22 protein-coding genes are annotated in these 24,921 nt (G+C 44.5%); 1 reads left to right on the plus strand and 21 read right to left on the minus strand.

All coding sequences use genetic code 11. The annotated features are described in order from the left end of the window. Positions 1 to 51: 51 nt before the first annotated feature. From METH5_RS0113495 to epsL, 15 genes are all read right to left on the minus strand, one after another. On the minus strand, positions 52 to 1,173 hold the full coding sequence (locus tag METH5_RS0113495; protein WP_029149000.1) for an acyltransferase: 1,122 nt from the start codon (positions 1,171 to 1,173) through the stop codon (positions 52 to 54). Positions 1,174 to 1,198: 25 nt separating this feature from the next. Further along, a complete protein-coding gene (locus tag METH5_RS0113500) occupies positions 1,199 to 2,386 on the minus strand; it encodes a glycosyltransferase family 2 protein (RefSeq protein WP_036307954.1) in 1,188 nt (395 codons plus the stop codon). Between the two features lie 28 nt (positions 2,387 to 2,414). Then, positions 2,415 to 3,824, minus strand: a complete 1,410-nt coding sequence (locus METH5_RS0113505) for a hypothetical protein (protein WP_036307956.1) — start codon at positions 3,822 to 3,824, stop codon at positions 2,415 to 2,417. A gap of 27 nt (positions 3,825 to 3,851) precedes the next feature. Beyond that, entirely contained in the window at positions 3,852 to 5,492 is a 1,641-nt protein-coding gene (locus tag METH5_RS0113510) for a GMC oxidoreductase (RefSeq protein ID WP_029149003.1), read from the minus strand. Position 5,493: 1 nt separating this feature from the next. Further along, on the minus strand, positions 5,494 to 6,711 hold the full coding sequence (locus METH5_RS0113515) for a glycosyltransferase family 4 protein (protein WP_029149004.1): 1,218 nt from the start codon (positions 6,709 to 6,711) through the stop codon (positions 5,494 to 5,496). 32 nt (positions 6,712 to 6,743) lie between these two features. Next, positions 6,744 to 8,147, minus strand: coding sequence for an O-antigen ligase (locus METH5_RS0113520; RefSeq protein WP_029149005.1), 1,404 nt, complete (start codon positions 8,145 to 8,147; stop codon positions 6,744 to 6,746). 13 nt (positions 8,148 to 8,160) lie between these two features. Beyond that, on the minus strand, positions 8,161 to 9,327 hold the full coding sequence (locus METH5_RS0113525) for a glycosyltransferase family 4 protein (protein WP_029149006.1): 1,167 nt from the start codon (positions 9,325 to 9,327) through the stop codon (positions 8,161 to 8,163). 38 nt (positions 9,328 to 9,365) lie between these two features. Next, positions 9,366 to 10,802 carry a lipopolysaccharide biosynthesis protein gene (locus tag METH5_RS0113530; RefSeq protein ID WP_029149007.1) on the minus strand — a complete coding sequence of 479 codons (1,437 nt, stop codon included), beginning with the start codon at positions 10,800 to 10,802 and terminating at the stop codon, positions 9,366 to 9,368. Between the two features lie 4 nt (positions 10,803 to 10,806). Further along, positions 10,807 to 11,541 carry an exosortase C-terminal domain/associated protein EpsI gene (locus METH5_RS0113535; RefSeq protein ID WP_029149008.1) on the minus strand — a complete coding sequence of 245 codons (735 nt, stop codon included), beginning with the start codon at positions 11,539 to 11,541 and terminating at the stop codon, positions 10,807 to 10,809. Positions 11,542 to 11,549: 8 nt separating this feature from the next. Continuing rightward, positions 11,550 to 12,446: an exosortase B gene (gene xrtB, locus METH5_RS0113540; protein ID WP_029149009.1), complete on the minus strand. Its 897-nt coding sequence runs from the start codon at positions 12,444 to 12,446 to the stop codon at positions 11,550 to 11,552. 1 nt (position 12,447) lies between these two features. Beyond that, positions 12,448 to 13,314, minus strand: coding sequence for a chain length determinant protein tyrosine kinase EpsG (gene epsG / locus METH5_RS0113545; protein ID WP_029149010.1), 867 nt, complete (start codon positions 13,312 to 13,314; stop codon positions 12,448 to 12,450). A gap of 53 nt (positions 13,315 to 13,367) precedes the next feature. Continuing rightward, positions 13,368 to 14,717, minus strand: a complete 1,350-nt coding sequence (gene epsF / locus METH5_RS0113550) for a chain length determinant protein EpsF (protein ID WP_029149011.1) — start codon at positions 14,715 to 14,717, stop codon at positions 13,368 to 13,370. Between the two features lie 15 nt (positions 14,718 to 14,732). Further along, positions 14,733 to 15,761, minus strand: coding sequence for an SLBB domain-containing protein (locus METH5_RS0113555; protein WP_029149012.1), 1,029 nt, complete (start codon positions 15,759 to 15,761; stop codon positions 14,733 to 14,735). A gap of 85 nt (positions 15,762 to 15,846) precedes the next feature. Then, positions 15,847 to 16,680, minus strand: a complete 834-nt coding sequence (locus METH5_RS15085; RefSeq protein WP_081726746.1) for an EpsD family peptidyl-prolyl cis-trans isomerase — start codon at positions 16,678 to 16,680, stop codon at positions 15,847 to 15,849. A gap of 43 nt (positions 16,681 to 16,723) precedes the next feature. Continuing rightward, complete coding sequence (gene epsL / locus METH5_RS0113565) at positions 16,724 to 17,917, minus strand: XrtB/PEP-CTERM-associated polysaccharide biosynthesis outer membrane protein EpsL (RefSeq protein WP_232411053.1); 1,194 nt, start codon at positions 17,915 to 17,917, stop codon at positions 16,724 to 16,726. A gap of 354 nt (positions 17,918 to 18,271) precedes the next feature. Here epsL and METH5_RS0113570 point away from each other — a divergent pair, with 354 nt between their 5' ends. Continuing rightward, positions 18,272 to 19,567, plus strand: coding sequence for an undecaprenyl-phosphate glucose phosphotransferase (locus tag METH5_RS0113570; protein WP_036307962.1), 1,296 nt, complete (start codon positions 18,272 to 18,274; stop codon positions 19,565 to 19,567). A gap of 54 nt (positions 19,568 to 19,621) precedes the next feature. Here the strand turns inward: METH5_RS0113570 and miaA are convergent, their stop codons facing one another. The 6 genes from miaA to METH5_RS0113600 form a co-directional block, all read right to left on the minus strand. Beyond that, a complete protein-coding gene (gene miaA / locus METH5_RS0113575) occupies positions 19,622 to 20,578 on the minus strand; it encodes a tRNA (adenosine(37)-N6)-dimethylallyltransferase MiaA (RefSeq protein WP_029149015.1) in 957 nt (318 codons plus the stop codon). Positions 20,579 to 20,610: 32 nt separating this feature from the next. Then, positions 20,611 to 20,997, minus strand: a complete 387-nt coding sequence (locus METH5_RS0113580; protein WP_029149016.1) for a 4a-hydroxytetrahydrobiopterin dehydratase — start codon at positions 20,995 to 20,997, stop codon at positions 20,611 to 20,613. A gap of 43 nt (positions 20,998 to 21,040) precedes the next feature. Continuing rightward, a complete protein-coding gene (locus METH5_RS0113585) occupies positions 21,041 to 21,901 on the minus strand; it encodes a triphosphoribosyl-dephospho-CoA synthase (protein ID WP_029149017.1) in 861 nt (286 codons plus the stop codon). Further along, the gene (locus METH5_RS0113590; RefSeq protein ID WP_029149018.1) at positions 21,898 to 22,809 is read right to left on the minus strand and encodes a RimK family alpha-L-glutamate ligase; all 912 of its coding nucleotides are present in this window, start codon (positions 22,807 to 22,809) and stop codon (positions 21,898 to 21,900) included. The genes METH5_RS0113585 and METH5_RS0113590 overlap by 4 nt, the downstream gene beginning before the upstream one ends. A gap of 85 nt (positions 22,810 to 22,894) precedes the next feature. Then, positions 22,895 to 23,869, minus strand: a complete 975-nt coding sequence (gene mch / locus METH5_RS0113595) for a methenyltetrahydromethanopterin cyclohydrolase (protein WP_029149019.1) — start codon at positions 23,867 to 23,869, stop codon at positions 22,895 to 22,897. After that, positions 23,835 to 24,899: an ATP-grasp domain-containing protein gene (locus METH5_RS0113600; RefSeq protein WP_232411054.1), complete on the minus strand. Its 1,065-nt coding sequence runs from the start codon at positions 24,897 to 24,899 to the stop codon at positions 23,835 to 23,837. Before METH5_RS0113600 ends, mch begins: the two co-directional genes overlap by 35 nt. Positions 24,900 to 24,921 lie beyond the last annotated feature (22 nt).

A 24,921-nucleotide genomic window follows, 5' to 3' on the forward strand; every position in this document is an offset into this window, starting at 1 on the left:
TAAAGGATGAGTCTTAACAGCTTCGCTAAGAGAACTGTTACAGTAAAAAAATTAGTTAAGTTGTAGAAGTTTGCGAGATTTTTCTCTAAATGGTTTTTCTATATGGGAGTACATTAGCTGAGCAAGAACCAAACATACAGCAATATAAACGATGGCTAGCAATATGGATTGCACCGTCGTAAATTGTGGGGTAGAAATACCTCGTATCATGATCTCAGGATGACGAAAGGCCACACGAATGAACTGATTGTAGAACCACAGTACTGCACCATGCGACATGTACAGTGAATATGAGACTGTACCTAACCAAACAAGCCAGGGTTTAGATAGGTATCGGTTAAATACATTGTTTTTTGATAAGAGGATGCCTGCAATTAATAAGGCACTGGCTGGGTAAATCACCAGGCCATACCCATAAAAACCATGTGCGATGACTGTCACACTCAAAATTAAAATAATAGACATAGGGATGATAAATACAGGCAATACAGTTCTACTTTCCTGACTATGCTTATGTATCACATTTGCCACCGTGCATCCTGTAAAAAAGCCAGCTAAGCAACGTAGCATAAAGTTGTAATGTTCAGGCTGATATACAAACAGCATGCAAATAGCAACCAAGCCTATCAAGGGAAAAACAAGCGTCTTAATTTTATTTAAATATAGCGTAATTAGTGCAAAAATCAGATAGGTATAAAACTCAGCACTGATCGACCAAGCTGGGCTATTGAACGTCATGGCGGTTTCGTTGGGCCAAAAAGCTTTGATTAGAAACAGCTCGCGCAAAAATGCATAGAAATTGTTCTCTTCAAAAGGCGGCTTACTCAGACTCGCAATACCAAACTTTGTTTGTAATACATATTTCAAGGTTTCTATAGCCAAATAGACCCCAAGCATTAATAGGTGCACTGGGTATAAACGACCAAACCGCAAAAATTGAAATCTGGCGACATCACTCCAACCTTTTAGCTTGCTATGATAGGCCGTGAATATAACAAAGCCTGATAATACAAAAAACAAATCCACCATAAAGCCCCCACCATGAATAACGGGCAAATGATGAATAAACGGATTCCAGCTGGGAATATGATATAAAACTACCAAGAGGGCAGCAATTCCGCGAACGCTCTCTAACTCTTCAACTTTAACTTTTTTTGTTTGCGCTAAGGCCATATTAATTTTCTTTTTTCTAATCAGGTTAGTCTTTTCTTGATTTGACCCACTCAACCTGGCGATTCTTGAAGAAATTCAGGTACAGCTTAATTTTACTCAGGGCATACACTGGTGCATAGGCAAATAAGGACATCATAGGTAAGATATTTCTACCATGTTTAAACCAGGCAATTAAAACAAAGCCAGTCAATATTGCAAACACCCCTACCCCTAGTGACCATGGTTGTGCATCACCCGTGAATATCCATGCTGCTGCCGATACAAATGCAAACAGGGCGGACAATAAAAATAGCAATGCCAGTGGCGGCACAATCAGGTCTAAAGCCATGGCAACAATAGAAAAGTTGAAAGACTTGATACCTTTAACCAGTAGTGGAATGCCTTCTTTGACAATCATGCTGATATGGCCATGCTCCCAACGCTTTCTTTGTGACTCTGTTCCGGCATCATGCTCGGGAAACAAGCTGGTGACATACGCTTCAGGGCAAAATCCCGGTGCACGATAAGCGATCGTTAAATCGATGCCCAGTTTCATATCTTCTACGATACTGCCATGCACCAGATTGGCATGTTCAATTTGTTGCCAAGGGAATGCCATGCCAGAGCCCATCAATTGCATGGGTAGCCCGAGGCGGTGAAAGCCTAATGGTCTGGTCCAGCTTTTAACCACATAGGCAAACTCGGCTATTTTCGACTTGATATCGCCATTCGGATTTGACTGGATCAAATACAATGCCTGAATGGCACTTTGTCTGGAGACAACAGCAATGGCCAGAGCATCTATGGTCCCGGTATCAATTTCGCAATCAGCATCAAATACCATCACAATGTCTGGTGGAGACTGTTTGAGAAACTGCAAACCGAAATCCAGAGCATAGCCTTTCCCTCTTTTTTCCTGGTCAAATCGCTCAATGGCTTCTACGCCGGCTTGTCTAGCAACCTCGGCTGTATTGTCACTACAGTTATCGGCCACTACAACGATTCTTGTATTGGCGGTGGCCTGCTGCTTGATCGATTGCAATGTATGCGCAATCCCGGCGGATTCATTGTGCGCAGGGATCAGGATAGCAATACGCTCCCGACTTGGCACGATCACCGCTTTGCGATAACCAGGCACGATGGCCATCAGAATTTGAAACGCAAAGGTCAGCACAGGAATCGCCAGTAGCAACAATACAAGATAAAAAAGTGCGATAAGTGCGTCATAAATCATAGCGAAGGCCTATTAAAGTAAATTTCAATTATTTGTCTGTGGCGCGGAGCAGTATGCCACGCGCTGATGAAGCGTCGCCTACCCCACTCGTGACAGTGACCAGCGGGTAAAAACTATCAACAGGCCACTCAAAAGTCACCGACTCATTATTTTGAAGATCACGGCTGTCATAGACTTGCTTCTTGGTCTCTTTGTCAATGATCTTGAATCGCAACCTGGCACCGCCAGTCGTCACCGCTTTTAAAGTGTACCTTTGCCCTTTTTGTGGCTTTGCCCAGTCAATCGCTGGCATGGAGCGGTCTGAATAGTTGGACTGAATCACCGGGGAATCTGTATTTTGAAACACAACAGCTTGCTGTGTCGGTACGAATTTACCCAAAGGTTTACCGTTGGAGGCCACCCAAGGGCCTCTCATGGAAAGAAGGTTCAAGTTCTTATTGGGGGTAAATGGCTGCCCGTTGCCATCAAGCCAACCGCCTGCCGCTTTGACCATGCGCAGATTTTCTCTAACCAAGTGAAGTTCCTGCCCAAGCTTATAATTCCAGCCACCCTTACCAATTTTTAATCCAGAACCAATTTCAACATACACTAGAAATGGTGTTCCGTAGTTCATATCAACCACATAGCCGCCATACACTTTCAAGGTGTTTGCTACCTTTCTCAACTCTGCATTAGTAATCGCAGAAGTGTCAAAGTCTGGTGGCAACATCATTAATGCGCCTTCAGGAATTTTTCCGGTATTTCGTTTAGCCCCGGCATCGGCAATCGTAGCGGGAAACATATAGGCTGGCGAAGGTGAAAGCGCGTTGTTGGTGAGCGAGATTGCTAACGCATGGTGATACATATCGTCACCATCGTTTAATTCATGTTTACGGATGATACCGGCACATGATGGCACACCAGACGCCCGGGACCCTTGATGATAGTGAGCAGGATCCCCCCAGCCAGAGCCATTCAGCGGCATCCAGCCAACATGGGTTGTACGCCAAACACCATCAACTTTTTTCAATTGCCAGAATGAGTAAATAATACCGCTTGTGGTATCAAAAATATCAGCATGCCCATCACCGCCTTCCGCTGGCACTAAGTCTGCTGGCCAGTGCGGAATCGTAATCTCTTCGCTGCTACTTTCTGCATCTGCGTCATAAATCCCCTTTTTGCCGACAGGCGGCTTGACTTGCATGGGTGCATCATTGGCTGTGGCCAGAAAGCAGTGCGTGGAGTACTTGCCTTCTTGCATCGCGGGAAAGTAACTCGAGGTAGGAATAACGAAATCATCGAACACCGGATTGATTGGTTTACTATTCCAAAGGGAATTAGCATTAAATGGCTTTTCAAAAGTACTGAATTCGGCTGCGATCACTTGGCTTAAGCCAAAGTAGAAAGTACTTACCAGGACTATAGAAAAAACAATCGAATTAAATGATTTCTTTTCCATAACTGTTAACCTTTTCAAGCGACATTGTCACACACGTGATGAAAGATAGTTTGCCAAACGCAAAGACAACGCAACAATTGTTAATGTCGGATTGGCATGGCTATTGGTGGTAAACACTGATGCACTGGCTATATACAGGTTTTTTACGCCATGCACTTTGCAATTCACATCGACCACGCTGTCATTTGGAGTGGTTCCCATACGGGTTGTACCCATATGATGGCCACCAACTGGTAAAGCGTTCTCCATTGCCTTTTCTAACTCTTTTGGCTCAAATTCAAGCCGACAAACTTTTGTTTTCTCAAACTGTTTTTTTAATAAATTAAAAGATTTAATACCAGAAGCAATATCTTGTGCGGTCATCTTCCAATGCACACTCACTCTGGGCATTCCAAAACGATCATGCTCGCTTAGCAACTCAATACGGTTATTGGCGTCTGAAACCTGCTCACTATTAAACTCAATAGGATAAGTGCCATTTCGGTTAGCGACTAATGTATATGGAATACGTCGCTTAGCCAGTTTAATTTTAAACAACCAGTTAAAGGCAAAGCCGACCACCGAACCGATATCCATCACGACATTCATCACATGCTTTAATGATTGACCGCGTTCAGGCGTTTGGTTCACGCCATGGTTTAGTATCGCCTGATATTCAGGCTTGAGAATCGACTTGGCGAGGTAAATCGTCGACATCACCCCACTACCATGCGCCGGATCCGCATAGGCCGGAAAGTGCAACCTGAATGCAGAATTAAGTAAGCCATGCTCTGCCTGATAAGCGGCAGAAAATTGTAGTTTTCGCCGCGCGTAAATGCCTTCAGACGTTTTTTGAAAGTCGAACACCGGCCGCTCACCACTAAACCGCAATGCCCCAAAAATCAGGTCATAGTGGCAAGCATAGTATTTGCCTAACGTATTATCCAGATGACCCCAAGCAGGTATTTTCTGCCGACTAACCAACATTAGCCGTGTGGTTTCAATGCCCCCACCAGCCAACACCACTTGATTGACATTTATGTCAATCGACTGGTTGCCGTCATGCAATGTGACAGAGGTGACAGCATCACCTGCATTTGTGGCATTCAAGCCAATACAGCGTGTACGTAGCAATACATAGACACTGCTCGATTCAGTCAGCTCCTGGCGAAACTTCCGACCAAAATCTGTTGGCAGACTATAGCGTTCAATATACTCGTTAAGGTCAGGCGCTAATAGTGGCGCCTCAGCGAAAATAGGTTTCGCGTTCGGGCCAAATGATGAAATCGTAAAATCATTTTTGCCTGCATCACAATAATCCAGCGCCTGCGGATAATAGTCGGCAATCTCTGCTGCACCTGCAGGCCAGCCACTTTCTGGTACGTGAGCTCTTTTATCAAAATCATGCTTATCCAGTGGTACGCAGCGCCCACCCCACAAATGGCTTGTACCACCAAAGCGTTGATACCTGAACTCAGTGGTTTGCGGGTGAGGTGCCGTTGCCTGCCCTACATAAGTGTCGACAATATCAGGCGTTTCATTCCAGTCGCCGCCCTCTATAAGCAGGACGCGTTTCCCCTGCCGAGAAAGGCTAATAGCTAGACTGATACCAGCGGCACCTGCACCAATAATGCAAACAGAGAAGTTTTCAAGAGCCGATTTATCACTACTATTGAGATACCCAATCATGTCAGCTCTTTTGATATGTTGTGATCAATTGCTCGAGTTTGTTTATTTCAAGCTCTAAGTTAAATTGTGACTCAACCACTTTTCTTGCTGCCTGCTTTACGCTTTCGCGCAACGCAGGATTACTTAAATAACTAAAGATTGCATTTTTTAATGCAACTTCATCTGATGGCGCAACAACCAAGCCAGAAACGCCGTGTTCTATGAGTTCTGTTACTCCGCCAACATTAGTACCAATCACAGGTACTCCACACGCCATCGCCTCCATTAATGACACAGGTACACCTTCAGCAAAGCTTGGCAGAATAAATACGTCACTTGCCTGCAATGTCGACCTTACAGTTTCCTGGCTAGCAAAACCGCCGAAATGAACCATCTGCTCTAAACCCTGCGCTTTCACTTCGGCCTCCAAAGCTGCTCGCTCAGGACCATCCCCCAATAACGTTAAATGAAATTTATGACCTTCATTCTTAAGAGCAATTAAGCTACGCAACAACACAGGAACGCCTTTTTCCGCGGCCAACCTACCGACATAGAGTAACTTTACCGGCTTGTCAGCATGCTTATCTGGCTGTTGAGGGATGGTGTAACTGTTAATGTCTATCCCACAATGAACAATCTGTAACTTATGCCAATCTTCAGCATCTGAAAAAAGCATCATTTGGCTTTTACAATAATTGCTGATACAAACAATAAACTTTGCATATTTAACTTTTTCACGCAGGGCCAGCAACGTTGGCTCAAAAAAGATATGCGGCCCATGAAAAGTGATGCTATAGCCTACACCACTCAATTGACTCGCAAGCATGGTTACCATTCCACTACTATCACCGAAATGATTATGTAGGTGCTCTACTTTGTTTTCTTCGAGATAGCTTGCAAGCAACAAGGCCTCTTGAAAATAAAACAATTGATAAAGAGTGCCTTTTACACCTGATCGACGTGTTTTAAATGCTAATTTAAGTGTTTTAAAATATTTTGATGTTGAGCGTGCCAAGTAGCTCAAATTAAGCTTAATAAGCTCTAGTGGGCTGGCTGGCAGAAAATAAGTGGTTTTCTTATGCTCATTTACAATAAATGGGCTCACATTATTCGCGCTCTCGGGTTGACGTAATGCACTGGTTATAATATCGATACCAAGCTCTCTTAAACCCAATACTTCTCGCTGAATAAAAGTGTCTGTTGCCCTAGGGTAGCTGCTGGTGAAATAATTGACTTTCATAACAGTATCATTCTTGAAAAAATGTAACCCTATTAATTTTTTGAATTATTAACAGGAAATTTAATAACATAGCTCAAAGATAAGCCAATAAAAAACCACATGTACCACTCAACGATTAAGTAATCCAGCAAATTGTCTGTCGCACCTTGAAGAATAAGTTGACCGTAAGAAAGGATAGTCATAAAAACAAGAAATTTATTCCGATTGTAGTTATGAGCTAATGTTTTAAAAACTGAATAAAACAAATTAAGTAATGCAAGGAATCCAAATATTCCCAGCTCAAAGAAAGTTTGTACAAAAATACTATGAGCGTCGATATCAATATTCTGCTTTTGGAAAGCATTTGCCATAATAAACTGAGAGGATATAGGTATAAAGCTAGTGATACCATAACCGAAAAAGTAATGGGATTTATCCATATAGGCGAGCCCATCTCCCCAAACCTTCAAACGCCAAGCAAAAGAATTAAGCCGTTCGTAGCCAGTTGATCCAAAATCGTGGCCAGTTGTTAGGTCTAATATGCGTGTCTGGATGTCAGGCACCAACAATCCCAATAAAGGCGCGAGGGCTACGTAAATTAAAAATTTACGATCATTGAAAAGCGCATAAATGAAAAACATCAGGTAAGTGGCAATCCATGCAGATCTTGTTTTAGTCATAACAACTAGGCCAATTAAAATTAAAATATAAATTGGCATTAATTTAAGCAACTTAGGATTGATGAAATCAGCTTTTGACTTGTATAAATAAAAACAAACCGAAATTATCAGTACGAGATATGGCGCGAAAGGATTAGGGTGCGGAAATGTACTTTGAAGGCGATACCCCTCTTGGACACTAAATGTGACCCCTCGTCCCCCAAATATGAAAGAAAAAAAACTATATAACACAGGGATAAATGAAGAAATTACAATTACTTTCATCCATTTCCCAAAATCAGCTTGAGTCTTAACTAAGTATGTCCCTAAAGTAAACATCGAGGCATAAGAAACATATGCAAGAAAGACTTTTAAACTTAGTACGAAAGATACTGCATAAAAAACGGAAAAAGCACCTAGCGAAAGATAAATCCACCAAGCATTTTTTATCCGTGAAAGATTGAGGTCATTTTTGATGGGTTTTTCTAAAAGCATTAACAATGCTATAAGGATAACCAAAGCATTTAGAATCGCTCCAATGCCAAAACTGCCTACTTTAATTGCATTAAATGAAGCATCCAGTGATGCCCGCAGCATTACCACTATAAACAAAAAAGCATATCGATCAAAGATGAATAAAAGTGCAATTGCTAATGCAAGAATTGGTGCTAATAAATATATGTAATGATCACCGACTAACTGCACATATATTAAAGAAATCAAACCTAAAAAAAGGCTCGCAAAAATAGACAAAACAATTAGCAACACCTTGGATGAATTTACATTTATTTTGGCCACGATCTTCGCCTAATTATTTATTGTCACTGAGTTGACGATACAAATGAATATAGCTTTTAGCAATGTTTGAAATTGAGAACTTTTCACTCAAGGTTTTCACTGCTGCCTGTATATTTTCCTGTTTTGCTTCTTTGATGAGACTTAATGCCTGCTGCGCAAACTCGGCAGGATTATGTGAATAGTTAATCACACCGATTCTGTTATCTGATACGATATCTTCTGTGACCCCCTGGATATTCATTGCAATGGTTGGTAAACCACAAGCCATTGCTTCGATCATCACGGTTCCGAAACCTTCTTGCCGTGAACAGAACAAGAAGTAGTCAGAGGCTTTTGTAAACTCATGCACATTATATTGTCGGCCGACAAAATGAATATTATGCAATTGATGTTTAGCAATAAAAGCCTGCAAACTCAAATAATAACTGTTTGACTCGACATTATCAGGACCAACCACAACAAGCGCAGCTTCCGGCATATGCTTTTGAATATCGACAAAAGCCTGCAATAGCAAATCATACCCTTTGCGATGCTCAACTTTACCCACGGACAGGAAAACGGGCGCATTGGTAGGAATAGCCAGCTGTGCTCGCAATGCAGCTTTCTGCGCAGCGTCTGGAATGAAAAAATTTTCCTCATCAAAACCGTTGAATATTTTTTTCACTACCTGATCATCAAAACCTGCCTGATAGGATCTCTGCCTCAATTCCTCTGAGATGGCAATCATGTGATTGGCAGACCTGAGTCCCCACATGAACAAAGGAGACAATAATTTTCTGCGTTTAAAAGCCAGAGGGTCATCCACGCCGACCAAGGTCAACTTGAGGATAACCTTCTTACCCATCAAACGGATAATCGGGAATGTAAGTAATTCTAGACCACGGATCGCATGAAAGTGCACAATTTTGAGATCAGGCCTGAACAGCAGAAACTTGATGAGTTTGATGGAAAAAATCAACTCGCGTAATTTTGAATGCAGATTCTCTGAATAAGTCCTTAAACGTGTAACCACGACGCCATCATATTGGTCATTATAAATGGTTGGTTTTGTCGCATTGTCAGACAGGAATTCTACCTGACATCCCTGCTTGATTAGCTCTTTGGCGAGCCGTAACGATTGCACGGAGGCACCACCAAACGTGGGCGGAAAAAACATTGAAACCATCAAAATTTTGTTCATGAACCTTAATATCTTTCGGTCATCAATATTAAATGCAATCAAGCAGCCTTGTTTTTTAATAGTTTCGACAAATAACTATTAAAAGTTTCGCGTAGAAATAGGTAGTAGGCTGCAAAGTAAATGGTCATGCCCAGCATGGTGAGCCCTATCAGGGCGGCCACATTGTTCCACCACAAGCCAAGCGTGTGCCAGTAGACTGCCCTGACAACCGCGCACATGACAATCGAGATAGCCACCGGACGTAAGCAAGCATCAAGCATTTGCAACCCACTGCAATTAACCAGTTTGCCTGCTATTTTCAGTGACAAGATGCCGGAAATAAAACTGGCATAAAAGTACCACTCGGCAACGCCATCGACACCTTGGTTGGCTCCTATCCAAAATGCACAAAGATGTAGCCCGGCATTGAACAAAGAAACCCACATCAGTAGTCTAGTTTTACCTTGCGCCATAAAAACAGTGCCTGTGGTGCTCGATATTGACTGCATAAAGCCTACAGATGTCAACCATGCCAGCACACCAGCGACTTGTAACCATTGTTGGCCAAAAGCCACTTCGACGAACACTTCTCGTACCGAGAATATACCTGCCATTAATGGGGCGGTGAGAAACGAAATGAATCCCAGTGTCTGCAAATAAAGTCTGCCCATTTCGTCGAGTGCATTCTGCTGACGGCTCATCACAGGAAACAAGGCGCGAGAAGCAGCCCAAGTGATATTTTGCACTGGTAACAGCATCACTCTGTAAGCCATGGAATAAACACCAAGTGACACAACACCCAACAATCGGCCAACGATCATGCTGTCTGCGTTTCTAAAAAAATAAGTAATTAATTGAAATGCCGTCATATGGCCGGTGAACGGCAAAATAGCTTTTAACTCAACTACGGTAGGTTTCCCTTTCGGGCGCCAGTCGGAGTTCACCCAAATCAGGGTTGAAGAGATTAACGCCATCAATATTGCTTGTAATACCAGGCTATAAACACCCGCGCCATTCAGCGCAGCAATGACGGCAATCACCATGGCCACGATAGAGGCAACTAACTCAATAAAAGCGAGTTTCCTGAATTTAGATTCGCGCTCAAGTAATGCCTGGTGCGATATTGACGAACTTGAAATGGGAAATACCAGTGCCAGCACCACTAAAATAGTAATCAGTTCAGCATGTTTAAAATAACTTGCGATCAAAGGCGAACTGACCATGATAATGACCGCAATCATAAAGCCAACCAGGATATTGAACCAGAAAACCGTATTGATCGTACTGTGTTCCAATCCCTCTTTTTGAATAATGGCTGCGGACGTGCCCTGATCTCTGATCAGTAATGCGAGGTTAGTGACAATCGTTGCCATGGCCATCAAGCCATAATCACTTGGAGGCAGTATCCTGGCAAGGACGAAGATGTTGGCTAACTGTGAAAAGATTCTTGCCGCTTGTGAAACTGCAACCCATTTGACATTTGATACTACTGACATGTAATTACGACTTCAACGAGTTAGGGACGAGTAGTCCAGGCATCTCATGTTCAACAGTCTCAACAAACTCCTTAAGAAATTTTTCTTGTAAAGCATATGCCTCTGCCTGCTTACTTTCATCCGGAATGACGGATGAAACCCGCACCAGTATGCCATCATCCAAGCGCCGCTTAAGCAATCCATCTTCTATGATTTTTAAACGCATTTGGAAGCCGGAAGTCAAGGTACGGTCACCTACGCGTATCCAGTAGCTCACTGCCTCTAGGTGATTTTGGCCATAATAAAGCTGTCGTTTACCTGTCACCTGCGCACTATCGTCACGTTGTAATGCATCAAATACAACAGTCTCTGTTCTTTGCATTTGATAACCCTGTGCTGGATAACAGATATCGGGTTGATGAATTTTCACATCCTGACGTTGCTCCCTGGCATATGCGAGCGCAACCATTACCTGGTGACCATCGCCGTCAGCATATGTCCTCATCAGGGTGTCATCATACAGCTGATTTATGAGGCTTTTTTCATCACTGACCATACTGACCTGCGGTGTCGACTGCCGCACCTCTACCCATCCATTAATGACTCTGGGGATATTTTTCTCGAAGTTGCTTTCTGACTTTGCATAATGCTCGTGCGGCTTGAGCATGGTGGCCAGTCCCAAAAAAACAATACTCAACAACAATAGCTGTAAGCCTGTTGCAAATGTTACTGAGGGCAGTTTTAAGTATAATTCTTTCATCACTAACGCTATTCTTGGCTCAGCAAGCTCTTAATATTAAATTTTTCGGCAATTTTTTGAATCAATGAGTCAATCACGATAATCAAAATGAGTGCCGTCAGAAAAAGTACCATCCCTGAGAAGTTATGCAAGAAGCCCTGCCCTGCTTCATCACCCATGTGGTACGTAATTAATGCCAGCGTACAAACTCTCAACACATTTGAAATGAAAGAGACTGGCACGATAAGCACGGCAAGCAGCACATTGCGCCAGAAAGCCTGGTGATTAATCACATTAATGTATAGCAAACCTATTGCTTCCAAGGTAAACAAGGAGTTCAGGCCTGCACAGGCATCCGCGACCAGTAATTTATATTGGCCAATTTGCAGAATCACGCCAGAGCGCGCAATTGGATAGTCGAGTGCGTATAACAGGTGGTCTGCAGCAAATGACACTGCAATTTTCATTGGCTGCGTCAGTGTATCAATCACCGATGTTGGCCAAGGAATAAGAAATATGAAAAAGAACAAGGCAAACCAATATTTGAGTGCTATTTTAGCGCCAAAAATAATGCATATCAGGCCGCATAGTATAAAGACTAACGACAGAATGGAGATGATGTAAACACTCTGCGAATAGCCTACCAGGTATAAGCAGGCGCCGAATATAATAAGCGGCCAACCAACGGCAGGGAGCGGCTTAAATGTTTGCGGCTTTTCCAGGATTTGCTTGGTTTTAAAGTAGAAAAACCAGATGCCTATCCCTAAAACAATGGGGCCATGTGATTGGGTGTCGGTATTCCAGACCGTGACGAAGAGATCATGGAATACCGGTGTAAACAGGACCAGAATGGATAGCAATATAGCGATATAGCCATAAAGCTTTTGATTTGATCCTGGCGTGGTTGAGACTAGTGAAGCTGACATACTAGCCTGCGTTCAACGCTATTTGAACATCAATGCCCAAGCTACGACAGGCTTCATATGCTTCTTGAGTGTCGTTTAATGTTGTTTTATTTTGCAGCGTTGAAATAAGCACGCCACCTACTTTTTTGGCGACGATTTGCGCATCAGATGACTGCAGTAATGGAGAAGTATCCATAATGATCACATCGTAGTGTTCTGCAAAACTACTGAGCAGGTCGTTCAATGCCTCTTTGTTGAGCAGCTCTTGTGGGTTAGGCGGTGTTGCGCCTGCAGTCAGAATACTCAAGTTTAATAATGATGGGATTCTGACTACAACATCAGTCGATGCTCGACCAACAAGAATATCAGAGAGGCCCTGATGATTATTCAGCTTGAAGAGTTTGTGCTGTGAGGGGTCGCGCAAGTTTGCATCTATTAACAGTGTGCGTTCGCCTAACTGTGAGAAAACAACCGCCAAATTGGATGCAAGCAAACTGGCACCATCAGCTTCTCTAGCAGATGACACTGCAATCGTTTTAAAACCTCGCTCAAACCAGCGCAAAATAAGCTGGGTGCGTAATGAGCGTAGCGATTCGACTTGCTTTGAAAATGGATCAAATGCGGCAATGAGGCCGGTATTAAACGAAGCTTTTTCTGGTGTAATGTAAGGATAATCAAACTGGTAAGACAAAGCCTGGTTGATATCATCCATGGTGACGAAGCCAAGTGCCAAGGCGGCTTCGCCAAAACGCATGGACTTTTCTTTCTGAAACTTAAGAATACGCTCAGCGTCTTTGTCGGTAATTTTCCCCATATCAAGCAGCAGGTGACCGATGCTGGAAGAAACTGTTTTCAAGGGCGCTTTGTTCTCTGTTTCAATAATATTCATACGCAATCACTTTTTGCCTGATAAATTGTTTTCTAAAGGGGTCGCTAAAAAAATTAGACTGGCTTGATACTATATTCAAACACTGGAATCTCACCTAGGGCAAGAATATCATCCTTGCTACGGATACGGCGATCCAACATTTCTGCAAGCAGGGCAAACAGACAACCTAGCAAGGCACCAATGATCAACGAAAAAGGGGCGATCAGAAGTAGGCTCGGGTTGCTTGGCTCCAATGGCGGCACCGCTGTTTCAAGGACAGAAATGTCACCTTGGTTTGACTGACCTTCTAATGCCGTTTGGCTAAAGCGGTTATTCACAGCCTCAAGCGCGTTTTGGGCAATTTGTACTTCTTTTTCAAAAATCAACAAGTCTGATCTTGAACGATTCAGTTCAAGCACCTTCTGCTTTTGCTTTTCAAGCTGAAACTTAACGTCGCCCAACCGTTGGGAGTTGATGCTTGCACTATTACTCAAGCTTACAACAGTGCGATCAATTTCAGTGTTGAGCTGACTTCTTAACTTATTCACCTCTGCTTCTGAGGCGATATACATTGGGTGATTTTTACTATAGCGTTGGCCCATTTCAGCCAACTTAGACTCAGCTGTCGACAGATTCATGCGTAAGTTCTGGACAATCGGGTTTTGAACGACATCAGGAGAGTCACTCATGTTTTTTGTAGCATCATTACGGCGTGAGTTTGCATCAATAGAAGCAGACTGCATCAAACTATATTGTGACGATAAGTCTCTTAACTTTGAGGTTTCTACATCGTAGGCTTCCTGAATACTGGTTAAGCCATGTTTTTGCTGATATTCAGATAGTTTGTTCTGGGCCTGTTGCACATTCTCACGCAATACCTTGGTTTGTTCTGACAAGTAATGAGATGCTTTAATAGCAGGGTCGATTTTCAACTTCAAGCTTAAATTAATATAAGACTCAGCAAACGCATTCGCCATCGTTGCTGCAAATACAGGATCAACCCCTTTATAGCCGATGCTGATCACACTACTTTCTTTGGAAGGCAAAATCATCAATTTTTGTTGCAACAAATCAGCAAGCCATTGATTGATATCAGCCTGTTTACCTTCTGTCGCCTCAGAAAACTGCTGCTGCAATGACTTTACTTCTGCTAAATGCAAACGCTTAATCACATCCAAAGTCACATTTTTACTTTGGATAATATCTACTTGAGTCGCCATATAGCCTGGCATTAACTGCGCAGGCATTGCCATACCAGTAACGGGATCAACACCTTTGTAATTTAGAATAATTGTTGTTGCCGCCTTGTAACTTTTAGGAAATAACAGGCTCACCAAACTGGCTGTCAGTAAAGTAATGACAGACACCAGTAAAATCATTTTGTAACGTGCCTTTAAAACCAGCACTAACTGAGATAAGTTCATAGTCGACCTTTAAAATTACAACAGACTTTCTTCAATAAACAACACGTCTTCATCTTGTAAAGTCGCGGTCAGCTCCGGAGATTGCTTCACAGTGGCACCTTCAGCATTTTTTCTATGTAACTTTACTGAGCGTTGTGTACCACGAACAGTTAAGCCACCTGACTTTGCAATCGCCTGCATGACGGTCATGTTTTTATCAATCTTGTACATCCCAGGGCGCTGAACCTCGCCATAGACATATACTTGAGGTGCTTTTGGAACGTAAACCACGTCACCTGGCAACAACTCTTTGTTTGCAGAGTTCGATGGCGATCTAAAGAGTTCATCAATATTAACTTCTTGCGTGACTGGTGTACCAGAGCGCGCAGAGGTAAAGAACAATGTTTCTCCCGCATTTTCAGTAGCCCCACCTGCCAGTGCAACAAAGTCGCTAATTTTACGCGTGCCGCCTTGAATACCATATTTACCAGGGCGTAAGACCTGCCCAGCCACTGCAACATCACGCGTGCTTACGTAGATGGTTTCACCGCCTGTTAAGCGTACGTCTTGATCATTAACGTTACGACGCTCAATCACTTCATTCAAGTCATACTCACTACGCTTGTCACCCCGTACGACAGTAATGATTTCAGAGGCATCAGGCACCAAGCCACCTGCTTCTGCAAGAATATCTTTCACATCCGTTGGCCTGGTCACCGGGTAACGTCCAGGCTTAGGTACACCGCCTAATACAGAAACCGACTTGCTCATAAACTCGAGCACTAATACAGACACTTGTGGATTGGCAATATAACCGCCGCGCTTCAACTGTTCTGCAATACGCTTCTCACTCTCAATGGTCGTCAAACCACCAACTTTAACTTCACCGATCAATGGCATAGTGAGTACACCGTCTTCTGACACTCGCGTTTCTCGCGTCAACTCGGCATCACCATAGACGACTACTTTGACATAGTCACCGGCACCTAAGGTATAGTCCGCATGGGCTATTACACTAAATAAAAACAAAAATGTAATAAGAAAATAATTTTTTAAATTCATCATAAGTGATAACTCTTTAGGTAGTTAAGTCTATTGTATTACGGTGATCATAAATGAAAATCAAACAAACATATAAGCAAACTGCAGTCTAATGATTAGCCGCTTGCGGCTGCCCGTTCAATTCCGAGTCCAAAACTTGTATATTTGCCAAAGCCTTTAATCTGGCAATTTCCTGCGTAACAAATTCCTGCTGTTGCTGCTGGCTTAACAATCGAGCAGCCAGCAAATGTGCACTTTTATCTGGCATAGGCTGCTCAATAATATCATCTATCGACTTTACGATAATGTTGTGATTGCTATGTAAAAAAAGTAAATCTCCTTTTTTCATAGACTTGATTTTATTTAACACGTGCTCAGGTAGTCTGTCTGTAAAGAACTGGCTGCTACCTGTTTCAAAATGGATACCTTTGGCGCTTAAAATAGCTTGCAAGTCGCCTAATGTTAAAACTTCTTTTTCAACACGTTGCAAATCAACTAAGGATTGCTCATTTGAAAAAACGACATCTTGCATTTTGAATACTTTACGGTGCTTGAACTTATCAGGATGAGACTCAATAAACTGATTAATATCACTTTCAGTGGCTGATGGCAGCTTTGCAATCTTTTTAGCGAGATAAGCTTGCGCATAAATCTTGGCTTTAGCAGACTCAATTGCCTGAATGACCTCAGGTGCTCTTTCCAAGTCTAATTTGAGTGCTTCTTGCACCAGCAACTGACGATCAATTAAACCAGTCAATACGTTTTTGACTACCGATGGGTCATCTGCATTTTGTTGTGAAGCTTGTAATTCACTATGCAAAGCATAAGCATAAACCTCATCACCATTCACTTTAGCTAACACTGAAGACGCAGCATCCGTGTTACTTTGCCCACTGCACCCAGCCAATATCAAAAGACAGAAATTTATAATTATATTTTTCATTCTGAAATGCTTAATGATTAAAAACTTATTAAAGACTTTTCAATTAAATCTTCAGGTCGAGATTAACACTGGTGAGCGTATCATCAAAGTCAAACTGCGATAAAGTTGAATTACGGTATGATTTGCCTGTATTTACAGAAAGTGATACGTTTTTAATCGGAGACCACTTTAGAGAACCTCCAAACCCTTTTTCTTTGTCAGTACGCCCTATGGTGCCAAACTGACCACGTCCATCAAAGTCACGATCAGAGAGTCTGGCATTAACACTGGCTTGAACTTTATCGGAGATATTGTAGATAAGTTCACTTTTTAACGTATCTGTAGACGAGTATGTACTATTCGCCTGCTCGAAAGGATAAACGGTACGAGAAAGATTAAAGTTGGCCATCATTTTGCCAGTGATGAACCAATCATAATTGACATAACCAATAAACGACTGGTAATCACGTAGCGTTAAATGATCATACTCACGTTGAATATACGCTAATTTAGCACTCAAACTACTTTTACCAGACGCTTTCAACACCGCATCTATTTCAAACTCAGTCTCATCATAACCGTTGTCAAATATAGCACTCACTGGCCTGCCACTATATTCACCCCTTCGATTATGGCCTAAAAACGCTAGGCTGGAGCCAGATGAAAACCGGTATTTAGCGCCATAATCAAATGCAAATGCACTAAAGTCGGCCTGGGCATTAAATTGTTGGCTATTCGTTACATCGGTATAAGTGACGCCACCAATGACAGTCCAAACCTGATGAGGTGAATACTCTGCGCGGAATCTTTGTATTTTTGAGGTTCTAATGTTTTGAATAGGATTGGCGAAATCTCTAAAGTCATTTAAAACCTGAGATTGCTCGGAAGTAATTTTACCGGTCAGATTAGGCGTCAGTGACCATAACCAAGCCGCGTTATAGTTTTTGGCGTCATAATCAAGAAAGTCTGTACGGTTATACTTAAAGTCTGTGTAAGACGCATCTAAAGTGAAACGTTGCAAAGAGTAGCTTTTGTCAACTCTGAAGCCCAGCGTCGTAATTGTGATCACATCAGAAATCGCATTACTATTCTGACGAAAAATATTGTCATCGTATGTCTTATTGATCGCAGCGTTAAACTGTATCGTATCCAACTCATCGGCCATCACACAAAATGGCAAAGCACTGAGTGTTAACGCAAGCCAACAGCGTATGGGTCGTTGAATATTTACTTTAGGGGATTGCTTGCGAGATGACATGTATTTTAAGCAATAGAAAATATGATGTTTGAGTTACATTCTAACCTGTAAACATACATTCATTGCTACCAAAATTTAACTTTTTAACAGATGCAATGAGAATTATTAAATCAGTTGCTGAGTTTACGCCAACTTGAAGATGGTTTTGTGACATGCCGATTGTTTGCAGACTGCCACGCCCCGATTGCTGTTAAGCATGAATTTGGTTAAACTCGGACGGTATATAGAAATAAGTAATCTATGAAAAAAACTATCAGACCGCCAATTAGAACCATCTCAGGATTATCTTCTGGGCCTAGAAGCCCTCTTTATTTCATAGAGTCCATTGTAGAGCCCCTCGTTTTAGTATTTTTTATGTGGGGCATTTTTATTTATTTCGAAGATAGAATCCCTATCTCTATCTTTTTCACCTCTATCCTATTATTTTCAGTCACGTTTCCAAGTGGTGCCAAAATTCGTTTAGGCTTTTGGAAAATGGCGCGAGATGTCATTTTTCAGTGGATATTATTAGCGGGCATGGTGCTGATTTTTGCCCGCATTACTGGCTATATCACCTTGTATACACCAGAAATTGTTTACGCTTGGCTAATAGGTACGCCGATTGCACAAATTCTGGCATTAACTGCACTTAAAGAGCTTTCGCCTGTTTTTATCAACTTGCAAGGGCCTATCAAAAATGCAGTGATTATCGGCTTGAATGAACAAGGCTTGGCCGTGGCAAATAATTTGCTGGCCGATGAATATAGTCGTGTTTCTGTATTGGGTTTCTTTGAGGATCGCGCGCCGGAGCGTGCCCCACAAGACCATGGCTTTGAGATTTTGGGCGCACTGACGGATATTCCTGCCTACTGCAAAAATCATCAGATTCATACCATTTATATCGCATTGCCGATGTCTAGCCACCCTCGTATTTTAAAGTTGCTGGATGACCTGAAAGACACCACGGCTTCTATTTATTTTGTGCCGGATATTTTTGTGACCGACCTGATTCAAGGCCGTGTTTCTGATGTGAATGGCATCCCGGTGGTTTCGGTCTGCGAAACGCCTTTTACTGGCGTAGATGGCCTGATTAAACGTACCGCTGATATTTTGTTCTCATTGTTTGTGCTGATCTTGATTTCACCTATTTTGATCGGGGTTGCCTTGGGGGTTAAACTCACCTCCCCTGGCCCGATTATCTTTAAGCAGCGTCGCTATGGGTTAGATGGTCAAGAAATTCTGGTCTATAAGTTTCGCTCGATGACAGTGACTGAAGATGGTGGCACTGTGACGCAGGCAACCAGAAATGATCAGCGTATTACACCATTGGGCGCCTTTTTGCGTAAATCGTCACTGGACGAGCTGCCACAATTTATTAATGTGTTGCAAGGCCGCATGAGCGTGGTGGGCCCGCGTCCGCATGCTGTCGCGCACAATGAAGAGTATCGTAAGCTGATTAAAGGCTACATGGTGCGTCATAAGGTTAAACCTGGCATTACTGGCTGGGCGCAAGTCAACGGGTTTCGTGGTGAAACAGACACCCTGGAAAAAATGGAGCAGCGTGTGCATTATGACCTGGAATATCTGCGCAACTGGAGTCCACGTTTAGATATGCTGATTGTGGCTAAAACGGCCTGGTTAACGGTGGTTGGTCAAGATGGCGCTTACTAGTACGTTTGTCGGTCGCTGGCTAAAATAAAAAAACCGGACAATGTCCGGTTTTTTTTATAACTGAGTATGCTGTTGAATCTGGGTGAGTGCCTCATCGCCCCAATCCGCTCGCAAGCAATCAAGCACATGCACATCTGACATGCCGCGCAGCCAGGTGAGCTGGCGTTTGGCAAGTTGGCGGGTAGCATAGACGCCATGCTCACCCAAGGTAGCTAAGTCAATGTCGCCATTTAAATATTGCAGGGCCTGGCGGTAGCCGACACAGCGCATACTGGGGCTATCTACAGTCAATTGCGGATATTCAACCAATAGGCTTTTTACTTCATTGATAAAGCCGTGCTTGAGCATGAGTTGAAAGCGCTCGGCAATGCGTTGATGCAAGACACTGCGTTCACTTGGCATGAGGGCAAGTTTAAGAATATTAAATGGTAGCGAGACTTTTTGCGATTGTGCACGCAATGTGCTCATGGATTTGCCGCTGATGCGGTAAACCTCTAATGCGCGCTCAATGCGTTGTGAGTCGGTGGTGTGTATCTTGGCGGCAACTGCCGGGTCAATGCTGGCCAATTGGGCATGCATGGCTGGCCAGCCTAATGCATTCGCCTCTGCTTCAATTTGGGCGCGGATGGCGGTATCGGCTTCTGGTAAATCGCTCAGGCCATGCTGCAAAGCATTGAAGTACAGCATGGTGCCACCCACCAGCACCGGGATGTGGCCGTTAGCCGTCGCGGTATGCATCAGCGCCAACGCATCTTTAGAGAACTGTGCCGCTGAGTATTGCTCCAGCGGCGAAATGAGGTCGATTAAATGATGCGGTGCCTGGCGCAAGGTTTCAGCATCTGGTTTGGCGGTGCCTATATCCATGCCGCGATACACCAGCGCTGAATCGACACTGATAATGTCGACCGGAAAACGTTGCGCTAATGCCATGGTCGCTGCGGTTTTTCCGCTGGCGGTGGGGCCCATTAAGAAGATTGCTGGCGGCAAGCCAGCATGACTATTGATACTCATACCATTGCAGCTAAACTAAAAAGAACAACTTATCAGGCAGACTTTGATGCGTCGTGCTTGACGTAACTGAACCGCAGATCATCCTGTGGAGTGCCTTCAAGCGCAGAGCCTGCTTGCAATTGCGGTTGCCATTGCACCACTTCTTCAATTTTGCGGGCGAGCTCGATGTCTTTCATGGTGATGCCTTTGGCACTGTGCGTACACAGTTTAACCACCACAAACGCATACGACACGGTTAAATCTGGATGGTGCCAGGCTGCTTCAGCTAAATGGCCAACGGTGTTAACCACCATTAGTGTGCCTTTCCAGCTATTGGTTTTGTATTTACGGCGGATCCAGCCGTCTTCATAAAACCAGTGTGGTAAAGACTCAGAAAAATGCTGTTGAATTTCTTGCTCGGTGAGTACCTGATCGGTCATGACGCGCTCCTGAGTGTAGGCTGCTAAAGCCTGACAGTATACCTCAGCTCCCTAATTGAATGCTTTCACTCAACAATGAAAACATGGCAGTGATCACGGTGAGGTCAGCGCTGGTGCCAGGGTTAATTCCGGCTTGCTTGAGTGAGAGATCCCATTGCAGTAGATCAGGCATATAGTGTTTAGGGTTTTCCAGGGCGATGAATGCCTGGTAATGCTCGCTAGCAGCGTGCTGTATTTCTGCAGCGATTACATCGCCGTATTTACGGGCAATATGGCTGTCTGGCATGGTCGAGAACCAATGCAAATAAACAGCAGTTAACGCCCAAGCTGGCCGTTGCCAGCGCTGATAGTAGTCATGGTATAGCGGCATGGCGGTAGAAAATATATGGGCATAGCCATCCACATACTGACGTGCGACCATATCATTTGCGCTGGCCAGTTGCATAGCCGCCAGCAAAGTGATCTGCGGCGCTTGCGACACATCATGCTCGTCGCGTTGCCCCATGCCAGCCGGGCTCACCAAGCGGATGCCCTCATACACCAAGCTGGCATCGCCTATCGTGGTTTGTTGTAACACTTGCTGCAAACCGGCCTGGAGAGGCAACTGCGGATATTGCAAACAGGCTTGGACTACAGGCGCTGCCAGCAAAATAATCCCTAAATTAGTATTGCAGCCGACTTTAGCATGGGTCGCTTGCAAGGCCTGCAAAATGCGTTGGCCTAACGTGCGTGTACCAAATAGCTGGTCATCACACAAGGCTGGCGCTGAAGCCTCGGCACTGTGAATAAAGTCTTGCACTACCATGCCATGGCCGTCAGCAAACATATGCACATTGCCCGGCTTGAGGGCTTCGAGTTCTGCCAGGCAGGCTTGCGAGTAAGCTTGTTGCACGTCAGTTGTCATCGCTGCACCTGCTCGCTGCAGGCCAGCTGCAGCAAATCATTCACCAATACATCGGCAATCTCAAAGTTGGTAATACTCTGCAGGCCGCGCCAGGCAGGAATACTGTTCACTTCAATCACCCACAATTTGCCATGTTTATCGCGCATCACGTCCACCCCCGCATAATCAATGCCAATGGCTTGCGCGGCCTTAACGCCAATGGCGGCCACATCAATCTCATCACAGGCGCTGCAGCGCGCACCGCGCGCCACATTATGCAACCAGCTGTCGCCCTGCCGCTTCATCACCGCAATCGGCTCACCCCGCACCACAAAAACCCGGTAATCATGCTGATAAGGGCCGCAGTCTATTTTTTCCTGCAGATAAAACACACCATCCACAAACTGATCTTGCGGTAGTGCAAACTGATTGGATTGCTCTATCAAGCGCACGCCTTTGCCTTGCGAACCAAACAGAGGCTTAATGACCAGTGTTTTTCCAGCCTCCAGCGCCTGCTGCATTAACCTATGCGCAACGGCGCGATGCTCACAGACCCAGGTCTCAGGCGTAGCCACGCCCTGCTCTGCCAGCAACTGGCTGGTCATGCCTTTATCCACCGTGGTTTCAATCGCGCGTGCATGGTTGTAAATGGTCATACCCTGCCGTTGCAAGGTATGCAATATATTCATGCGTGTAATGATCTGCTGTGTGGTGCCGGCAGCCACTCCTCGCACAAACGCCATCGGTGCGGCCTGCGCTAACCCAGGGATATGTACTTGCACCTGCTGCTGGCTGATGCTGATATGACAGCTATCGAGTGACACCATCAGTGCTTGCCAGCCACGTCGTGCAAAAGCCTGCGCCAGGCTTTGCCCGTGCCAGCCGCCCGCCTGGGCGACTTCGTCGGTAAAAATAGGAACAACTTGCATAAGACAGCTTCTAAAAAATAACGCGGGAACATTGCATATGATGCATTGTATCCCGCGTGATTATTATTTTAGTAGAACTTTAAATCTATCCACCAAACGATTGATTCAAAAGGTCTTCGTTAAACTTACCGGCAAAGAACGTTTTACCAGACTTAAGGTTGGTCACACTCACTTTGGCAGGTGAGAACAACATCGGGTCAATCTGGTAAAAGTCCATATTCACGGCTTTAAACACTTCAGCAAACGGGCGGCCGTAGTCTTTAGACGCAGAAGAAGGTAATTGCTTGGCCAGTTGTTCGGCTGCAGCATCGTCTGCATTGACAAACAATTGCACAAAACCGCCGAACAAAATCGCATCATTGGTACGGCCCATGCCGACAATAAAGTCTGGTGAGGGTGCAGGCACCGGTGCAACACCATACCCATCTACAATCGCATTTAAATCAAAATGCAAAGTATGGCATTTGTGCAAGGCGACTTCGAGCACGCGCGCGGTCACTTGTAATGAACCAGCCACGCTACGAGTTGGGGTTAAAATAAAGGTCAGTTTGTTGGCTGGCAAACCGGTGTCTCTGGCAACTTTTTCAATCACTTGCACCGGTGGTACTTTATCGGTTTCGAGCACTAAAACGGTTTGCTCGCCTTTGTCGCTGTAGTTGATGTCTTTAAATACTTCTTCACGCTGGGCAATCGCACGTGCCGGGCCGCTACCGAGTGAAAAGAATTTTTCATGTGATAACGCCCAACCTGCATATTGACTCCCTAAGCAGGCAATCACAGGCTGCTTGGCAGTCACCACCACGCTGAGTGGCCAGTTGGCAAATTGTGGCACATGGCGCAAGGCAACACAGCCTAAGCCGCCCATACAAATTTCGGAGATGATGCGGCCAGCTTCCAGCCCGCCTGGCACTTGAATACCGGCATCGACGATGGTCGCGCCACTTTCATGTGTAGACACGGCACAGCCCAGGGCTGGCGCATTGGCAATCAGCTCGGCCACCAGTGGCGCGCTATATTGTTGTACGCTAATGGATGTTGAATTCGATGCGGTCACAGACATAAGTCCCCCATAATGTTTCTAATCGTGTTTTTTTATTCCGCAAAGCCAACTGCACTTCGCGCTCTGAGTCCCCATCTGCATAGATACTGCAAATGGGCTGCCCGGCGGCAATATTGCCGCCACTAGGCTGGTCTTCCAGCCAGTTGGGAAAGCTTAACTGGCTGACATTGATTGTTTGCCTTGCATAAAGGATGCAATGGCTGGCGAAACCATCTCGCGGTTGTAACGCAGGCATGGCCTCAGCTTGGCAACTGGCAATATGCGCTTGTATCAATGGCAAATCACAATACAAACGCATGCTGGCGCTGAGCCTGGGGTTCACTTCTATCACATGCAACGTATTCTCATGCCAAATTGCGTCGATACTATTTATGCCAATCAAACCCAATGCAGGCACCAGTGCCTGCAATAGCTGGCTTGCTGCAACCTTGAGTGCATCATCATGCAAGCGCGTTGCACCGGCATAAGCATAACTGCCTACATGTTGCCTGAGTGCGTGTACGCCTATCAGCTGGTATGTTTGTGCATGGGCTAAAAACAATATGCCCACTGCCTGACCTGGCTGAAACACCTGCCAGTAGCCTTGCTCAACCTCAGTACTTGCACCCTGCCAATCATGCACGTGAGCACCACCACACTGCCCTGCCTGTTTGTACAACCATTGCCCCGCTGTTGGTCTGGTGTGCGTGACTAGCGGCGATTGCACGCCATGTGCATCGCAACAAGCTTTTAACCATTGCGGATTGTTTGCTCGGTTAATCGCCTCAGCAGCATTGCCGGGCACCGTGTAGCGTGCTAACAATGCAGCATAGCCTGCTTGATTCGCTTCAAAACCAGAACCAACTAACACCGCATCTGGCTCAAAGCTCTCTAACACTTCAAACAACGCGGCCATATGATCGTTAGTTGCTTGTTCGTACAGGCCTGGCCATTGATACACCTGCTGCGCGGCTTGTCGTGTATCCACATCCGCAAACGCATCTACAGCCAATACGCTAAATCCTTCTTGTTGCGCCATTTGACTATACATGCGCGCACTCTGTGACAAGATG

Origin of the sequence: Methylophilus sp. 5 (assembly GCF_000515275.1) — a bacterium.
GTDB lineage: Bacteria > Pseudomonadota > Gammaproteobacteria > Burkholderiales > Methylophilaceae > Methylophilus.